This is a genomic window from Nostoc sp. DedVER02, from assembly GCF_034530675.2.
Classification (GTDB): Bacteria; Cyanobacteriota; Cyanobacteriia; order Cyanobacteriales; family Nostocaceae; genus Nostoc.
The window spans coordinates 67598-84802 of the sequence record NZ_JAVRCP020000007.1; the positions used below are offsets into that span (position 1 = coordinate 67598).

The window sequence follows — 17205 nt, forward strand, 5'->3', positions numbered from 1 at the left end:
CTATCTTAAAGCAGAGAAAGAGCTTAAGTCTTTTATTTAGAGCTTATTTTGCCTAGTTTGTACAGGAAAATTTATTTCGTAATAAGCAGAAGAGTGTTTTTTCAAAGAACACTCTTATATAGGAATCATATTATGTCCGCTTGATTACTTATTAAAGCCGAAGAACCCCACCCCCAACCCCTCCCCGCCTGCGGGGAGGGGAGACAAAGCACAGCTTTGGCGGGGTGGGGTTCTTTTATTATGGGTAATTTGGCGGACATGATATCATACTTAATTTCTGAAAAATCTAAGTATTTGTAGGGTGTGTTAGGCGTAAGCCGTAACGCATCATTCTTAAAGCTTTGGTGCCGTACTCTCCGCGCTCACACCCTACGTATATCTTTTCAAAAATCAAATAGTAGTCCTATATGGAATTCTAGCTATCAGTTTTATAGCTGATAGCTAAATTCTCATTAAGCCCCGACAGCTTCCTTGGCGGCGTACAATACCTCGGCGTTGATTTCTTTGAAACCGCGATCGCGGGCAAATTTTTCAGTATTACGCTTTACTTTACCGCGCACAAATCCAGGAATCTTGTTCAATTCTGCTTGACCATCTTTTGTCCAATTTAAATCAGAATCAGCAGAAATTCCCCTAGTAATAACTTCTTTGGTATCGTGACCACCGAAGATTTCTAATAAGTGATCTTCCATTCCCAAAGTGAAGGAATTGTAGATCAAATCTGTAATCTGATTCGTACCTTCGTAACCCATAAATGGTTTGTAACCAATGGGGAAGTTTTGGACGTGGATTGGTGCTGCAATTACGCCGCAGGGAATATCCAAACGCTTACCAACGTGGCGTTCCATTTGGGTTCCGAAAATGGCAGAGGGTTCGACACGAGCGATCGCATCTCCAATTTCACCATGATCTTCGGAGATTAGCACTTCATCGCAATATTCGCTCACCTGTTCGCGGAACCAATCTGCATCATATTTGCAGTAGGTTCCAGCCCAAACAACATGAATCCCCATTTCTCGCGCCAGAATTTTGGTAATGGCGGCGGCGTGGGTGTTGTCACCAAATACTACAGCTTTTTTGCCAGTCAAGTTTTGACAGTCAATGGAACGGGAGAACCAAGCAGCTTGAGATACATGCAAGGTTTGCTCGTTGATGAAGTCTTCGTAGTCAACTTCTGCACCTTGAGCGTTAATTACCTGTTGAATCTTGCGAATACAACGGGCAGTTTCCACTACACCCATCGGAGTAATGTCTATATAAGGCGTGCCGAATTGTTCTTCTAAGTAACGTGCTGTGGTTAAACCGAGTTCGCGGTAAGGTACGAGGTTAAACCAGGCTTTCGGCATTTTCTTCAAGTCATTTACCGAAGCACCTTCAGGAATTAAGGTATTTACCTCAATTCCCAAGTCAGCCATTAGCCGTTTTAGTTCGGTGCAATCATGATTATTATGGAAACCAAGGGTGGTAGTACCGATAATGTTAACCGAGGGTTTCTCAGTTTTGCCCTCTGCTAATTCGCCCCGTCTTCGTGCTTTTTCAATGTAGTATTGGACGATTTGATCCAAAGTGCGATCGGCGGCTTGGAGTTCGTTATAGCGGTAGTGGTTCACATCCGCCAGCATTACATCTCCTTTCGCTTCCAGTTGCGCCCGTTCAACAAAGTTGTGCAAATCTTCTTGCAAAATGCTGGAGGTGCAGGTGGGAGTTAAAACAATCAGATCGGGGTGTTCCTCGGCATCTTTGCGGGTGATGTTATCAACCACCTTCTCTTGGGAACCACGCGCCAGAACGTTGCGATCGACGACACTGGTTGTTACCGGAGTAAAATCCCTCTCCCGCGATAGCATGGAGCGCATGACGTTAAAGTAGTCATCGCCAAGTGGGGCGTGCATGATCGCATGGACATTTTTAAAAGAACTAGCGATTCGCAGAGTGCCGATGTGGGCTGGGCCTGCATACATCCAGTAAGCCAATTTCATGTTTGTGTTCTCCCTTTTCAACAGAAATAACACGGAGTCCGATAAAAGTGGACTATAAGTGCTTGATTATTATTAAATCGTTTCTGATTGTCTCAAAACTTGTATCCCTCATGAAGTGAAGAGTTGTAAGGGTTTTATCTGGAATGCATAGGAGTAGATATCCCTCAAACCTGCTTACTGATTGGGATCTAGCTTCTGATTTTAACAACATGGCTGTTGTTTTAGTTAAATAAATCTTAATTTTTTGGCAAATTTGTTTTCCATTTGGGGCAAAGTGTTAACTTCCCTTAAAAAAGCAAAGCTACAATTAACTTCCTTTAGAGACTTGCTGAGAACCCTATTCCTTTAGGAAGATTGCCGTACCTAGAACTGCCTGCCAAGATTTGACAACAAATTTGCTGGCTTAGAAGAGAAGTCGGCAATCTCAGCCTTTCGATTACTTGGAATATAGCTATTTACCAGGGATACAGAGATGTAACCCCCTTTTGGAGTATTTGTATTAATTGCTTCAAAAATATTCCTATAAATATGGAACAATATCATACTTGTCTATTTAAGTCTTATATCTAAAGATAGAAGATTAAGGTTAAAATTTGGGAAACCTAAGAGAGGTTCACTCTTAAGAGATGTCCTGCCTACTTATCGCAGAAAGCAACTGAGGTCAGATGACGCAACCTTTAAATCAAGTCAGAGAATGGGAACAACGTCGTGATGAAGCAAACCGCTACTACCAGCGCGGTAAGTTTCAAGAATCACTCGATCTTGCAACCAAGAATTTACACCTGGCTAGAGCAATTAGAGATCGGGCCAGAGAAGGTCATACATTAAACGATATCGGTTTGGCTCACCTCAGTTGCTGGCAACCTCAAAGAGCATTAGAGCGCTTTCATCAGGCGCTTTCGGTTGCTATTGAAATTGGCAACGCGCCAGCAGAGGGGACTGCACTCAGCAATCTGGGTTCTACCTACAGTCGTCTTGGACGCTTTTCGCAAGCGTTGGAATATTTTGACAAAGCACTACGAATCTTTAGGCGATCGCAAGATACTCAAAGTGAAGTTTCTACTCTTAATGATGTAGCGCTAATTTATACCCGTTTAGGAGAACCAAAACGGGCACTGTTGCTACAACACCAAATTTTGCGGATGCGGCGATTGTTAGGTGACTTTTCTGGTGAGGCTACAACCCTTAATGGTATTGGGTTTGCTTACAATGTTTTAGGCAAGTTTGAAGAAGCGCTCGAATTTTTTCAAGCAGCACTTCCAATTCAACGAGCCGTCAAGAATGTGCTTGGTGAAGCAACCACTTTGAATAATATTGCCTCAATCTACAGTGATTTAGGAAAACCGAAACAAGCATTATTGCTCTACTATCAAGTTCTTTTGACACGTCAGGCAATTAACGATCAAGCAGGTGTTGCTACAACCCTTCATAATATTGGTTTTACCTACAGCACCCTGGCACAGCATCGCCAAGCCATGAAGTTCTACAAGCAAGCCCTTGTGATTTATCAACAATTGGGCGATAGTCTGGGAGAAATTTCAACTTTGCTGAATATGGGAACCCTTTACGCTACCACGAAACGCAGAAAAATGGCGCGATCGTGCTACCAAAATGCTCAAGAGTTAGCAGAGCAAATTGAACACCAACCACTATTGGAAAAAGTACAGCAGTTTATAGATTCTCTCTAGTTTAGATGCAGCAAGCTCAGATTCCCGACTTCTTGAAGAAGTTGGGAATTTTTTTTGTTCGAGTTGAATAAGAAGCACTGCGAAACAAAGCGCGGATTGCGATCGCACACTTCCATTAGGTAACTCTCGTTTAGTCGGTGTATAATCTCCCTGCTCCCCTGCCTCTTCGTGAAGCTCAAAAAGTTCGCAACTTCATTACCGCCGACCATATACTAATCAACAGGTTACGATCAATTAAGAAGTAATAATTTTTTATGGCACCGCCAGGAGTCTTTTTATGTTCATTAATGAATTGTCACCTATATTCAGAGAATTTATCCAGCATCCAGCCTCATTTGTAGGTGGATTATTCTCTGGTGTGCTTCGGCTCAACCTTGCAGACGATCCTGTTAAAACCTGGCTGGATCAACAGACTCGCTCAAATAGTTATACCGGCAGCACAACAGAAGCACATAATGGCAAAACAAGCGGGCCTCAACAGATTTCGATTGACTAAATTTTTGAGTAATTGCAAATTCGGTTAATTATTATTATTGGGAATGGGGAATGGGGAAGAAGGAAGGGAGCAGGGGGCAGGGGGCAGGGGGAGCAGGAGGACAAGGGGGACAAGGAGGACAAGGGGGAATTATTGAATAAGTCTTTCCCTTGTCTCCCCTGTCTTCCTTGTCTCTTCTTCATGCCCAATTCCCAATTCCCAATTCCCAATTCCCAATTCCCAATTCCCAATTCCCAATTCCCAATTCCCAATTCCCAATTCCCAGTACATAACCAAGGAAATATGGAATCCCTAACCTCTCGTATGCATGGTGTACAGTCACCGATTATTCCTGTGGTTGGGGAATTGATTAAAAATTCTCCTGGAACAATTTCTCTAGGACAGGGTGTTGTTCATTACAACCCACCACCGGAAGCCTTAGAATTTTTATCCAAATTTTTAGCTGAACCCACTAATAATTTATACAAATCAGTTGAGGGAATTCCCCCATTACTGACAGCACTTGCAGAAAAATTGCAAGCCTTCAACGGCATTGAAATCAATGAGCAAAACTGTATCGTTGTGACAGCAGGGAGCAATATGGGATTTATGAATGCCATTCTTGCGATTACTAACCCAGGCGACGAAATTATTCTGAATACGCCCTACTATTTCAACCACGAAATGGCGATCGCAATGGCTGGTTGTCGTGTAGTATTAGTGGCGACAGATGAAAATTACCAATTACGCAAAGACGCGATCGCTCAAGCAATTACTCCCAAAACACGGGCTATAGTCACAATTTCGCCAAACAACCCCACTGGAGTCGTCTATTCAGAAGCAGCATTGCGCCAAGTAAATCAAATTTGTGAAACTCACGGCATTTATCACATCAGTGATGAAGCTTATGAATACTTTACTTACAATGGTGTAAAACACGTTTCTCCTGCTGCATTTGGGAGTTCCAAACACACTATTTCTTTATTTAGCCTTTCTAAAGCATACGGTTTTGCTAGTTGGCGCATTGGCTACATGGTAATTCCCAAACACTTATTTGTCACCATCAAAAAAGTCCAGGATACAATTTTGATTTGTCCGCCAGTAATTTCCCAATATGCAGCTTTAGGAGCATTGCAAGCAAAAGCAGAGTATTTACAGAGTAATATAAATGCGATCGCTCAAGTTCGGCAATTAGTACTCGATTCCTTGAATCGGCTACAAGGTTTATGCAGCATTATACCCCCTAATGGCGCATTCTATTTTTTCCTTAAAGTTAATACTCAGATGGATGCTTTTGAGTTAGTTAAAAAACTAATTCAGCAACATAAAGTAGCAGTTATTCCAGGTACAACCTTTGGTATGGATAACGGATGTTACCTGCGCCTTGGTTATGGGGCGTTGCAAAAAGAGACAGCAAAAGAAGGTATAGAAAGATTAGTGCAAGGTTTAGAAAGTATAGTTAGGAGTTAGGAGTTGATATTAAATTTATAAAGAAATAGAGTTCAGTTAAGTATTTTTTCTTCTCTCTGTGTTCTCTGCGCCTCTGCGGTTATTTAAAATTTTAACCTTAACAAATTGAACAGATGCCGATTATTAATAAGTTAATTGAAATTGAAACTGATCCCAAAATTAATATTTATGACATAACACCAGAAATTCAAGATTTCCTTGCTTCAACATCAGTTAAAAATGGACAAGTTTTAGTATTTTCTCGACATACAACAACAGCCTTATCTATTAATGAAAATGAAGTCAGATTATTAGAAGACATAAAAGTATTCTTGCAAAAATTAGCACCAGAATCAGACAGCTATTTGCATAATGACTTGCATTTAAGAGATGTACCGGAAGATGAGCCGATTAATGCTCACTCTCACTTAATGGCAATAATGCTAACTACTAGTGAGATAATTCCCGTTGTGGATGGTAAATTAGCTTTGGGAACCTGGCAATCTGTATTGTTTTTTGAGTTGGATGGGCCGCGTAAAAGAACGGTATTTGTTCAAATTTATGGCGAATAATGCAACTTCACGTCTGTAATCCTTCCATGACAACCTAAATCTGAACAGCAATTAAAAACCTGAAAGAATGTTTCTAAGTATAACCTTCCTTTCCACAAACCATAAATCTTGTTGTGTCAAAGGCAGAGGCAATTAGTGATGAAAAATAACGATAATTTTGTATTACGTAATACCTGGTACTATGCTCTCCCTAGTAATCAGATTAAACCAGGTATGATGATCAGCCGCATTTTTTTGGGTGAACCGGTGCTGCTAGTCCGAGGACAAGATGGCAAAGTTTCCGCTATGAGAGATATTTGTCCTCATCGTGCCGTACCTTTGAGTTGTGGTAAATTCGATGGGCAGGAAGTGGAATGCTGTTATCACGGTTGGCGCTTTAACCAAGCTGGACACTGCACTGCAATTCCATCACTGCTTGAGGAACAGCAGATGGATTTGAGCCGATTTGACGTACAATCATACGAAGTTCGGGAAGCTCAAGGGAATATCTGGATATATATGGCCGATCCCGATAATTATAAACCTGCTTCAGAGATAGAAATTCCGGTGATTCCAGGGTTTGGCGATCGCTCTCACCAGTTCGTAGAGGTGGTAAAATTCCCTTGTTTTATAGATCATGCAGTAGTCGGTCTGATGGACCCTGCCCATTCACCTTATGTTCATCGCGCTTGGTGGTGGCGAAATGAACAACTGCACGAAGAAGTAAAGCAATTTGATGCTTCACCCTACGGCTTCACCATGCGACGACATCAATTACCAGATAATGGAGGTCGATTATACTGGCTGATTGGCGGTGGTAGACCGGAAACGGAGATTTCTTTCCGTTTACCTGGAGTCAGAATAGAAGAAACCACGATTGGCAAGCATCGAGTCGTTAATTTAACCGCAGTTACACCTATTTCAGACACAGAAAGCGAGGTAACTTTTGCTCTTTACTGGACACTTTCTTGGTTAGGCTTTTTCAAGCCACTGCTGTATCTGTTGGCGCGGACTTTCATTGGTCAAGACCGAACGGTTGTCGAAAAGCAGCAAATCGGACTCAAATATAATCCTGTGCTGCGACTGATTAAGGATTCAGATATGCAAGCGCAGTGGTATTACCAGTTAAAGCGAGAGTATGCCCGGTCTGTTGCTGAAAAACGAGAATTTGTAAATCCTGTTAAGGATCAGGTACTTCGCTGGCGTGCCTAAATAATTCGTAATTGATAATTCGTAATTCGTAATTAAAGACTGTTTCAGGTTCTTACTTAGACCTTGAATGAAAAAAAGTGCCACATATAGATGAACGTGAGTGCATTTGCAAGAGTTGGGGGAGTTAAACTCAAAAATTACGAATTACGAATTACGAATTACGAATTACAAATTAGTCCAAACTAAATTCTGCAAATTCTGTTTGTGCAAATAGCATATTTCGGTCTACTGCTGACAAAATTTTGTTATTGGTGCTATTGCTATTTAAACAGCGACCAACTAACTGCGCTACATCTGCGCGATTGATGCTACCAATAATCCGTGGATCTTCAGTTAAAACGCCATTACCCGTTGCTGGTTCTGACTTTAGTCCACCAGAGCGGATGATTGTATAGGTAAGTCCACTGGCAATTAAGTGTTGTTCAGCTTTGTCTTTTTCAGCTAAAACTTTTCCGAGTACGGCTAAAACTTGGGGTGATGCAGCAACAACACTATTGCCAGCACCAATGGAAGATACAAGAATAAACTTTTGCACTCCAGCTTTAACTGCTGCATCAATCAGATTTTTATTACCGGGGTAATCCGGTCTTTCTGTGTCTGATGGTAAACCACCAATGGTACTAATAACAGTATGGATAGGTTCATCTGTCAGCATTGCGCGTTCTACATCTTCAACATTCAAGGCATCTCCCTGAACTACCTGAATACCGATTTTTTCTAGTTCAGTAGCAACTGCTGGTGTTCTCAGGAGTGCTTTAACCTTTAGCTGTTGTGCTGTGAGATATTGAGCGATTTCTCGACCAACACCGCGACTTGCTCCAGCCAGAAAAATGTAAGATGCACTTGTCATAATAAACCTAAATACTTGCGCTCAAAGGATTTTATCAAGAGATTGGCAGTATTTATTTAGCGACTTGTAAAAATGTACGAACTTTCATCTTGAACTATAGTAATTATACTTAATCCAATTGTAGGAAGTATTTTGGTAAACAATTGTGCCAATCTAGCAAATAACTTTGCAATGGATTTACTTATGGCTAAAAAATCTCAACCAAATCTAGAACAATACCAAGATGTCAGATTATCCGCCACAACGCGAATCTGGGTGATTACAGTCGCCATTCTTGGAGTTTGCGTCCCCCTCTCAGCCGTTACTAGAAGCGGTGCTATTCTTCCTTTAGTTGCTATTGGTGGTGCAGCAGTTGGTACAGTCGCGGTTTGGCGTTCTGATGAGCAAAAATCAAAAACTAACTATTTGCAACAACAGCAAATAGAACTGTTAGAACGAAGATTAGCGAATTTAGAAACCATTGTCAGCAGTGATGACTTGAATTTGCAAATGAAAATTAAACAGATTGAGGCAAGAGATACTTTTGGTGACTCATCTAATGTAAGTACTATGCCCAGACAACCAAAACGCAAAGGTTAAAATTAGCTAATCTCCACCATTTAGAGCAATTTCAGATGATATACCTGAAAATTATCGTTACTAGGTCAGTCTAGTAGAGGTATTAGTTGACTTAACGTTGCCGCAACCTTTAAAATCTCTCTTACATTAAACTTTCCTTTGCAGCTAGAAGTGTTTCCTTGGAAACAGTATCTTTTTCTCCGTCTCCGTTAGAATTGACTGACATGATTTAATTCTATATACTTCAACTGCATCAGTTCATGAAATGTCTAAGTGCTATCCATCTCTATCTTCCCCGGAAATATATTCCAATAGCTGTGTTTTATTAGACTACTAACATTACTGAATTTTTAATTAGCTAAGGTTATAAACTTGAGTAATTGCATTGGTATAGCTTACCGTAGGTATGCAATAGTTTGCCGCAGGAATGTAGATGGATTGGATTAGCTTACTTAAAGCTCAACAAACTGACTTCCTTCAACGTGTGAAGAAACCAAAGACTTATGACTTATCTTTATTGGAAAGTCAAGTCAAGGGTTGTCACACTGAAATGATGGCTTTTTGGGGCGAACCATTGGCCAGACTCCAAGAACTTTCTCGCCAACAAGCAGAAGTTCTTGCCAAAAACCCGCCGCCTACGCCACCTGAATATCCTGAACCTCCCGACTGGACGATACCTTTTCCGAAATACTTTCAACAACAAGCCCAAGATTATCTTTTACGGGAGTATATTGTTGAGCGGGTAATGGCTGAACGCTTGGGCAAATTGGTCAAAAAGGTGTCACAAGATACCTTACAAAATATGATTTTAGATGATGAGGGAAATTTGTGTGGCGAAAGCAAATTCTCTTATGTACTCAAAGATAATCCTCAGCTAAGTGTTCAAGTTTACGTTGCTGATGGAGAAAGTTTTAATGGTATTAAGAAAGACAAAATTAGATGGTCGATTACTCAAGAAGATTTGAGAAATCACCAAGTATTAATTTTTCTTTGTTTGTTTTATCCATCTACAGGTAATTTAGGTTACGAGAAACAAAGCATAATAACAGGCTTTTTACCAACAAATTTACTTGAAATTACTGAACCAAAATTGTATGTCACTCCGAGTAGTTTGTTATATGCTGGGGGGTTAAGTTGGTATTTAGAATCACTGATTGGTAAAAAAGATTCGTCGCCAGTAATTAATGAGATAGCGATCGCAGATACAATACAAACTCTACCAGCAGACCATTGTCTCAAGGATATAGTTGGTGATTGGGAATGCTGGCAAACTTTGCAAGGGCACAACAGAGGCATTAATTGTCTAGCTTTCAGTTCTTTGTGTAAGAATGGCAAAGCCTTACCCATACTGGCAAGTGGTAGTCGGGGCGAAACGAAACTTTGGGATTTAAGCAAGGGTGAATTAATAGATACATTATCAGAGTATCCTTGGGTGATGTCTGGGCTAGTGGATGAAGTAAATTCTCTAGCTTTCAGTTCAGATGGACAGACTTTAGTGAGTTGTGGTGCAGATTCCACAATTAAGCTTTGGCATGTAGGTGCTTTAGACTTGATAGATATTTTGCACAAACATAACGGCGTAGTGCGGTGTGCTGCCTTTACTCCAGATGGCAGAATGTTAGCTACAGGCGGAGATGATAGAAAAATTCTGTTTTGGGATTTGATGCAACGTCAAGTTGCGATCGCACTCTCCTTAGATGATACAGCTGCTCATTCCCTAGTTTTGAGTCGAGACGGTGAAACTCTGGTTACAGGTAGCTATCGTAAAATCAAAGTTTGGCGCACTTTACCCCAAACGGGGATCAAAAGTTTAAAGGACGCTGAACCTCTGCATACACTTATGGGTCATTCTCACATTGTTCGTTCCTTGGCAATGAGTGCAGATGGTAAAATGCTCGTCAGTGGTAGCTGGGATCAAACAATTAAAATTTGGCAATTGGAGACTGGAGAATTACTTCATACTCTGAAAGGACATAGAGATAAAGTATATGCGATCGCATTAAGTCCCGATGGACAAATTATCGCTAGCGGTAGTGCTGATAAAACCATCAAATTATGGCATCTACAAACTGGGGAATTACTGGGTACGTTTACAGGTCATGGAAACATAGTCACAGCATTAGCCTTCACTGCTTCCGGCGAGATGTTGGTTAGCGGGAGTTTAGATAAAACGATTAAAATTTGGCAACGAAGTTAAAATATTTAACATTTAGCGAACGCATTTGTTGATTTGGCGATCGCATTTGTTGATTCGGCAAACGCATTTGTTGATTTGGCGATAGCATTTGTTGATTTGGTGTCAAATTTAAGGTTGTTGCCACAAGCGCGGGGATCTTATCCGAACCGTACTGCTAATTTTATTGATTGCAACATCAGGCTGACAACTAATTAAAGTTGCCCCTATTACAGCTATTGTAATGACAGTGATTAGCCCTAATACAGTCGCTCGTTTTCTAGGTTTGATTTTCTTGATTAAATCATTTATTCCAGTGGCGCTACTAACAACTTCAATTGGCTTCAGTGCTTTTAAAGCAACAGTTGCATTGGCGTAGCGGCGTTTTCGATTAGGTTCCACCATTTTCATTAACCACGAGTGAAAATGCGGACTTACTTGAGGAACTAATTGCTGTAAATTAAAGCGATAATTATCATCAATTAATTTCCCAATCTCAATAGAACGAGTATTAGTAAGTAAGCAAATCAATGTTACTCCTAAACTATATAAATCTGATGCCTCAGTTAGAGAATGGCCAAATTGTTCTTCTGGGGGCATGAAACCTGGAGTTCCGGCTACAAAGCTGCTCAGAACTATTTTTGCATCCTGTATTCTAGCCAACCCAAAATCAACCAAATAAGCATTTAGTTGCTTATCAACCAAAATATTCTCTGGCTTAATATCCCGATGAATAATTGGCGGAACTTGCTTTTGTAGATAAACTAAAATCTCTAAGATTGACAAAGCAATTTGCTTAATTTCTTCAGTATTAAAGCTACTTGTTAAGCCTAGAGATGGGGCATTTTTATATTCCTGCACCAAATAAAAAGCCCCCGGTAGTTCAAACGAATCTAAATAACGAGGGATGCGAGAATGATTTAGTTGCTGCAAAATTTTGATTTCGCGCTCATAAGCTTTCACACCTGACAAATCAGCATCCGCACGAGCAAAACAAAACTCTTTAATCACCACTTGTTCGTTAGAGTTGAGGACATTCGCTAGATAAGTAATGCGTCCCCCTTCTCGATTGCGTCCTAGTTCGTTGATAATTTGATAGCCTTGTTCAGAAAAATTTGGATGGTGATTGAAGGGAATTATCTTTTTATATGCATTATGCACATCAAGCTCCATTAAACACACCAGATGAGTTTGATTCTATGAACGAATTTTAGACTTTTGATTTTGGATTGAAACAAAATTAAAAATTATTGCTTGAGAAATCCTGCACTTGTAAGCCATTGCGATTTTCTTTAAAAGGGATCTTCCAAGTAGGGCAATTAGCGTGCTAATAGTCAATCTAAAATCTAAAATCTAAAATTGAATCTCTCAGATGTCAGCCCCATTTATACCCTGCATTAGCCAAGGTGCATTAGCAGTAAAGTATATTTGCATTTGCGTCTTGGCATAAAATTGTTAACTTTGTGCTAGCCAATCGATAATCTTGGCATTAACAATATCTGGAACCTCATCGTGGGGACAATGACCGGCATTAGGAATAGGAATAATTTCGATTTCTTTGCCATTTTCACGTGCCTTTTCGTAAATTTTGGCCCCGGTAATTGGTGTCCAGGGGTCGTCAGCACCCCAAATTACTAATAGAGGACGTTCTACTTTGGGTAAAAGTTCCTCTGGGCTTGGGCCAGGAGGGGCTGTGAGAATGGAAGCGAAAACTTGTTGCGCTCCTGGGTCGCACGAGGGAGTATAAAGTAAATCAACTAATTCATCAGTGACGGCTTGGCGATCGCGGTAAACTTGGTAGAGAGTGCGGCGAATTTGGGCTTTTTGACGGATGCGATTATAGACAAATTTACCTGTAATTGGCGATCGCACAAACCGATTAAAAGCTGCCATCACTATCCGTAGCGGCGGATTCAATTCGTGGGGACGATGACTCAACCCACCCGCAGAGTTAATCAAAATACCACCAGCAGCAATTTCTGGATGTTCTACCAGTACAATCAAGCTCAAAAGTGCGCCGATGGAGTTACCAATAAATACAGCAGGTTCGTGTATATGCGCTGTACAGAAATCTTTGAGTAATTCCACCCAAACTTCCACACTGTAATCAATGGGCGCTTTATCGGAACCACCAAAACCTAAAAGGTCTATGGCAAATACCTGGTAGCCAGCATTAGCTAAAACTGGAATATTTTTGCGCCAATGTCCAATGGAAGCACCGAAGCCGTGAACCAGTACCAGAGGCCGTCCTGTGCCCATGACAGTGTACTGGATTTTGTAACCCCGCCAAGTCCAAAAGAATTTTTCAAAAGCGTCTTGAGTTGCAAGCTGCTGTGTCGTTACAGTCATTATGAAGATTAATAAAGTCTTTCTTTAATATAGTAATCTTCTCTGCCCGAAATAGTGCTGAGTGCTGTTAGCGGGGCGTTTAGTCCGTGCTAAGTGCTGAGTAAAAAAGCAATAATCACACTCAGAACTCCTCAACTGATAACTCCAACTCCTAACTCATAACTCAGCACTCAGCACTCATAACTCAGCACTCATTAGATGTTAGTTCCAAAACTACCAAGGGATTAATAAGTCAAGAGGTATTTAGTATCCCTTGACTTTTTAGACGAATAGTAGTGTGAGATGAAATACGTTAATCAAAGTTACTTTGCTCAAATAAGCAAATTCGTTCTGGCTGTAACCTCTGTGGCCATATTTTCGCCAATAGCTTCTGTATCTGCCGCTTTTGGGTTCTCTACCACCGTCGCCCAAATATCTGGTAATTCCTCCACAGGTAAACAACTTTTAGCCGCTCAAAAAGTAGAACCAAGGAGTCGCACTCAGGTAAATACTAGTAAAGTTTCGGCAAAAGGGAAAAAAACAGGTTTTAGTCTGGCAATTTGGCAACCAGCAAATAATTTTTCTGAAGTAATTGCCCGCATTTCTGTCAAGAGTAAAGGTGACAAAGGCTATTTACAAGAGCGGTTTTTGGGCGATTACAAATACAAGATTAAGCAAAAAGCAAAATTTGTTAAGGGATTAAAAGCTAGCGATCGCATCGTCGTGCGATTATATGATATTCAAAACCGCTTTATTGGCTACAGCGAATTTGAATGTTTGTCAGCAAATACCACAGTTAACCTGATTTTGTCAGCCAAACCGAATGAATACAAAGTCCTTCGTACTGTTTATGGTATTGATGCTAACCAAGACGGCACTATTGATAAAAATACCACTACTTACGACTACTTTACCCAAATCAGGAACCAAGGTGTTATTTTCCTGAGCAGTTCCCAAACCTTTCAAGGTAGTCAGTTTCAAGTAGAAGGCTTGTCAAAAATTGCAACGACTAGTGTTTATCCCCTCTCTTTCACTCAGGGAGATTATGCTTTAGTCCGTCAGTCGTTCGTTAACGCCTTTAGTTCTGATTTGGCAGAGGTTTTGCAAGCTAATCCAGGTAGTTTGGTGCAGGTGATTGAAGTCAGCGATAACTCTAGCTACGACATTAGCCAAATGCTAATGAATTATCGCCAAATCAGTATGTCTCGAACTCTGCAAGTTGGTTTTTCTGATGTTTCCGCAAACCATTGGGCTAGAAATTTTATTAGCAAATTGGCAGCAATGGAAATTCTTGAAGGTTTTCCTGATGGGACTTTCCGCCCAGATGCACCGATAACTCGCGCCCAATTTGCCGCAATGTTGCGGAAAGCTTTTGCCAAGGAGAAAATTCGTCAAGCGATGTCTAACGACAAGCCGCCGCGCGTCTACGCTTTTCAGGATGTCTCAACTCGATATTGGGCTTACAATGCCATCAGCGAAGTTTATCAAATGGGCTTTTTAAACCCAGTTGTTGACAAGGATTTCAACCCTAATCAAAAGCTTTCTCGCCTTGATGTTCTGGTAGCATTAGCGCAGATATTAAATTATCAAACTAGTGGTTCCACGGATATAATCTTATCTGTTTACAGCGATGTAAATACTATTCCTCGTGAATATCGCAGTTTAATTGCTGCTTTGACACAACGCGGTATTGTCGTCAACTATCCCGATGTGAAGTTGCTAAATGCTGAACAGGTAGCAACCAGGTCTGAAGTGTCTGCTTTGCTATACCAAGCTCTATCTAGCACTGGAAAGGTGGCAAACATCTCCTCGGAATATGTCGTTGGACAACAACAAGTTGCAACCGACGAGCAGACTCAAAGTTCAAGGGAACACATCAAACCACGTCGCCATTGCAACCAAGGAATTGGTAATGGTGCTGAGGGATGCGACCCAGGCAATTCTCATCCTCACGGTGGTAGTAATGATGAAGGTGGACGTACTCCTGGTAACAAGTAATACCTTTTTTAAGAGACGCGATTGATCGCGTCTCTAGCTTGCTCAACTGTAAAACTAATTTCCTGACCATAGGAAATTTCTAGTGTATGACCATCTGGGTTTCTAATATAAGCCCAGTAACCAACCCCCAGTCATTTGGGCCAGCAGCAGCCGTTCTGCCCGTGCCTCATCGCACAGGCGAGTAACTTCTTCACGATTCTGATAAGCTATCCGAAGATGGGATTGTGGTAACAGTGCGTCTTCTACTTTAGCTGCTTTAATTAAGACAATCACAAAAGGTCTAGTCAGGTCACTAATCCAAGCAACATCTACTTGAGTCGCTTGATCGATGTGATGATGCACACACGACTATCATCTGGGCATACTTTGCATAAAACGAGATACTTGCATCGACATTAGTAACTGCAAGTGCAATATGAGTAAAACCAAGAGCGGACATTTTCAAGAACTCCGTGTGTAGACTTGATCGGACGAATGCAGGTATTGGACTCAGCACTTACTAAGAATCCCCAGTAAACTATAAAGGATGAATACCAGAGGCCGAGGCAATATAAAACTCTTATAATGGCTGTTGTCATTCCGTCCCCTAATGTCATCACTAATAAATTACTACGACAATGACATGATTGTTTTGCCCTTTGTACCAAATTCTTAATTATCAAAACTTTCTCTTCTCCATAACAGTAAAAGCCTAAAATTGTTACTGAACTGCTAATAAAATGACCCAGTAGCGATCGCAAAACAGATCGCTACTGGGTGAGGCTAATTCTCAATTACACAAATTACTAAATAAATATTACTCTTTATAACAGTTAGCCTGTCTGCATTACCGAGTCGAACGGCTACCGCATTCCTGATTAAGGCTATAGGATTCAGTCTGCATTAACTTCTGAAATCTTCTATCTTTACGGATTTTATCAAAATTAGAGTCTAACTTTGCTCTTTCTCGGCATTCAGAATTAATCGCAATTGCTTCTTTAAGAGTTTTGACTGCTTCTTTTACATTGTTTTTTAAAGCATAACAACAAGCAATACTGTAATGAATATTTGGATAATGAATATTCAATTTTAATACTTGTTTAAAGCTTTTAATCGCTTCTGTATAACGTCCTAGTTTAAGTAGGATAAAACCTTGATTACCCCATACAATGTCTTTTTTAAACTTTAGTTTAATGGATTTATTGCAACTAGCTAGCGCTTCTTGATAGCGGGATAAATAGTATAAAGGATAACTATGATTTGCCAAATATAAAACAAAATCTTTATCATTTACCCCAAAATTCAAAGCTTTGTCAAAGCAAACTAACGATTTTTCATAATATTTAGATTTTTCAAAACTACTTTCTTGTTTATCAATAAAAGAAAACTGTTCATAATTAATAGCTAAAGGAATATTTAATTGTGGTTCTTCATGACTATCTTTTATTAATAATAGATATCCTAACGAATTCCAGCTTTTACCATTTTCAGGATTTATGTCTATTGATTTTTTACTACTTTCAATAGCTTCGTTATAGGATTTTAATTTATAAAGAACTATAGTTTTATCATACCAAAGATTATAATCATCAGGTTTCAACTCTAAAGCTTTATCCAAACTAGCAAGTGCATCTTGATAACGCTCTAGGTTGGCAAGCACTGTAGCTTGAAGTTTCCAAACCTCATAATCATCTGATTGCAACTCTAAAGCTTTATCTAAACTAGCAAGTGCATCTTGATAACGCTTTAAGTCAGTAAGCAATTTTGCTCGAAGTTTCCAAGCCTCATAATCATCTGATTTCAATTCTAAAGCTTTATTCAAACTAGCAAATGCATCTTGATAACGCTTTAGGTTGGCAAGCACTGTAGCTTGAAGTTTCCAAGCCTCATAATCATCTGATTTCAATTCTAAAGCTTTATTCAAACTAGCAAGTGCATCTTGATAACGCTCTAGGTTGGCAAGCA

15 protein-coding genes are annotated in these 17205 nt (G+C 40.3%); 8 read left to right on the forward strand and 7 right to left on the reverse strand.

Going from position 1 to position 17205, the window contains the following annotated elements:
* Window positions 1-452: 452 nt before the first annotated feature.
* Window positions 453-1979: a ferredoxin:protochlorophyllide reductase (ATP-dependent) subunit B gene (gene bchB / locus RMZ41_RS10385; RefSeq protein WP_322641411.1), complete on the reverse strand. Its 1527-nt coding sequence runs from the start codon at window positions 1977-1979 to the stop codon at window positions 453-455.
* 665 nt (window positions 1980-2644) lie between these two features.
* On the opposite strand from bchB, the gene RMZ41_RS10390 reads away from it, so the two are divergent.
* The 5 genes from RMZ41_RS10390 (at window position 2645) to RMZ41_RS10410 (ending at window position 7354) form a co-directional block, all read left to right on the forward strand.
* A complete protein-coding gene (locus RMZ41_RS10390; RefSeq protein WP_322641410.1) occupies window positions 2645-3667 on the forward strand; it encodes a tetratricopeptide repeat protein in 1023 nt (340 codons plus the stop codon).
* Window positions 3668-3944: 277 nt separating this feature from the next.
* Complete coding sequence (locus tag RMZ41_RS10395; RefSeq protein ID WP_322641409.1) at window positions 3945-4163, forward strand: hypothetical protein; 219 nt, start codon at window positions 3945-3947, stop codon at window positions 4161-4163.
* A 282-nt stretch (window positions 4164-4445) separates the two neighbouring features.
* A complete protein-coding gene (locus RMZ41_RS10400; RefSeq protein ID WP_322641408.1) occupies window positions 4446-5612 on the forward strand; it encodes a pyridoxal phosphate-dependent aminotransferase in 1167 nt (388 codons plus the stop codon).
* A gap of 113 nt (window positions 5613-5725) precedes the next feature.
* Window positions 5726-6163, forward strand: a complete 438-nt coding sequence (locus RMZ41_RS10405) for a secondary thiamine-phosphate synthase enzyme YjbQ (protein WP_322641407.1) — start codon at window positions 5726-5728, stop codon at window positions 6161-6163.
* Window positions 6164-6301: 138 nt separating this feature from the next.
* Window positions 6302-7354 (forward strand): aromatic ring-hydroxylating dioxygenase subunit alpha, encoded by a 1053-nt coding sequence (locus RMZ41_RS10410; RefSeq protein WP_322641406.1) that lies wholly within the window; start codon window positions 6302-6304, stop codon window positions 7352-7354.
* A gap of 172 nt (window positions 7355-7526) precedes the next feature.
* Here the strand turns inward: RMZ41_RS10410 and RMZ41_RS10415 are convergent, their stop codons facing one another.
* Window positions 7527-8204, reverse strand: coding sequence for an SDR family oxidoreductase (locus RMZ41_RS10415; RefSeq protein WP_322641405.1), 678 nt, complete (start codon window positions 8202-8204; stop codon window positions 7527-7529).
* Between the two features lie 183 nt (window positions 8205-8387).
* On the opposite strand from RMZ41_RS10415, the gene RMZ41_RS10420 reads away from it, so the two are divergent.
* A complete protein-coding gene (locus RMZ41_RS10420; RefSeq protein ID WP_322641404.1) occupies window positions 8388-8783 on the forward strand; it encodes a hypothetical protein in 396 nt (131 codons plus the stop codon).
* 412 nt (window positions 8784-9195) lie between these two features.
* Entirely contained in the window at window positions 9196-10959 is a 1764-nt protein-coding gene (locus RMZ41_RS10425) for a WD40 repeat domain-containing protein (RefSeq protein WP_322641403.1), read from the forward strand.
* On the opposite strand, the gene RMZ41_RS10430 is transcribed toward RMZ41_RS10425, so the two are convergent.
* The 3 genes from RMZ41_RS10430 to RMZ41_RS10440 form a co-directional block, all read right to left on the reverse strand.
* Window positions 10937-11083 carry a hypothetical protein gene (locus RMZ41_RS10430; protein ID WP_322641402.1) on the reverse strand — a complete coding sequence of 49 codons (147 nt, stop codon included), beginning with the start codon at window positions 11081-11083 and terminating at the stop codon, window positions 10937-10939. The two genes, RMZ41_RS10425 and RMZ41_RS10430, sit on opposite strands and share 23 nt — an antisense overlap.
* Window positions 11068-12108 carry a serine/threonine-protein kinase gene (locus tag RMZ41_RS10435; RefSeq protein WP_322641401.1) on the reverse strand — a complete coding sequence of 347 codons (1041 nt, stop codon included), beginning with the start codon at window positions 12106-12108 and terminating at the stop codon, window positions 11068-11070. The genes RMZ41_RS10430 and RMZ41_RS10435 overlap by 16 nt, the downstream gene beginning before the upstream one ends.
* Window positions 12109-12390: 282 nt before the next feature.
* The gene (locus tag RMZ41_RS10440) at window positions 12391-13284 is read right to left on the reverse strand and encodes an alpha/beta fold hydrolase (RefSeq protein WP_322641400.1); all 894 of its coding nucleotides are present in this window, start codon (window positions 13282-13284) and stop codon (window positions 12391-12393) included.
* 282 nt (window positions 13285-13566) lie between these two features.
* On the opposite strand from RMZ41_RS10440, the gene RMZ41_RS10445 reads away from it, so the two are divergent.
* Window positions 13567-15261, forward strand: a complete 1695-nt coding sequence (locus tag RMZ41_RS10445; RefSeq protein WP_322641399.1) for an S-layer homology domain-containing protein — start codon at window positions 13567-13569, stop codon at window positions 15259-15261.
* Window positions 15262-15363: 102 nt separating this feature from the next.
* On the opposite strand, the gene RMZ41_RS10450 is transcribed toward RMZ41_RS10445, so the two are convergent.
* Both RMZ41_RS10450 and RMZ41_RS10455 read right to left on the reverse strand, forming a co-directional pair.
* Complete coding sequence (locus RMZ41_RS10450; RefSeq protein WP_322641398.1) at window positions 15364-15603, reverse strand: hypothetical protein; 240 nt, start codon at window positions 15601-15603, stop codon at window positions 15364-15366.
* 484 nt (window positions 15604-16087) lie between these two features.
* Window positions 16088-17205, reverse strand: a 1118-nt coding sequence (locus tag RMZ41_RS10455) for a tetratricopeptide repeat protein (protein ID WP_409875081.1), incomplete at its 5' end; no start/stop codon positions are given.

Coding starts and splice junctions, on each gene's coding strand:
- RMZ41_RS10390 (WP_322641410.1), top strand. CDS start 2,645: ATGACGCAACCTTTAAATCAAGTCAGAGAATGGGAACAACGTCGTGAT.
- RMZ41_RS10395 (WP_322641409.1), top strand. CDS start 3,945: ATGTTCATTAATGAATTGTCACCTATATTCAGAGAATTTATCCAGCAT.
- RMZ41_RS10445 (WP_322641399.1), top strand. CDS start 13,567: ATGAAATACGTTAATCAAAGTTACTTTGCTCAAATAAGCAAATTCGTT.
- RMZ41_RS10400 (WP_322641408.1), top strand. CDS start 4,446: ATGGAATCCCTAACCTCTCGTATGCATGGTGTACAGTCACCGATTATT.
- RMZ41_RS10410 (WP_322641406.1), top strand. CDS start 6,302: ATGAAAAATAACGATAATTTTGTATTACGTAATACCTGGTACTATGCT.
- bchB (WP_322641411.1), bottom strand. CDS start 1,979: ATGAAATTGGCTTACTGGATGTATGCAGGCCCAGCCCACATCGGCACT.
- RMZ41_RS10425 (WP_322641403.1), top strand. CDS start 9,196: ATGGATTGGATTAGCTTACTTAAAGCTCAACAAACTGACTTCCTTCAA.
- RMZ41_RS10435 (WP_322641401.1), bottom strand. CDS start 12,108: ATGGAGCTTGATGTGCATAATGCATATAAAAAGATAATTCCCTTCAAT.
- RMZ41_RS10420 (WP_322641404.1), top strand. CDS start 8,388: ATGGCTAAAAAATCTCAACCAAATCTAGAACAATACCAAGATGTCAGA.
- RMZ41_RS10405 (WP_322641407.1), top strand. CDS start 5,726: ATGCCGATTATTAATAAGTTAATTGAAATTGAAACTGATCCCAAAATT.
- RMZ41_RS10440 (WP_322641400.1), bottom strand. CDS start 13,284: ATGACTGTAACGACACAGCAGCTTGCAACTCAAGACGCTTTTGAAAAA.
- RMZ41_RS10415 (WP_322641405.1), bottom strand. CDS start 8,204: ATGACAAGTGCATCTTACATTTTTCTGGCTGGAGCAAGTCGCGGTGTT.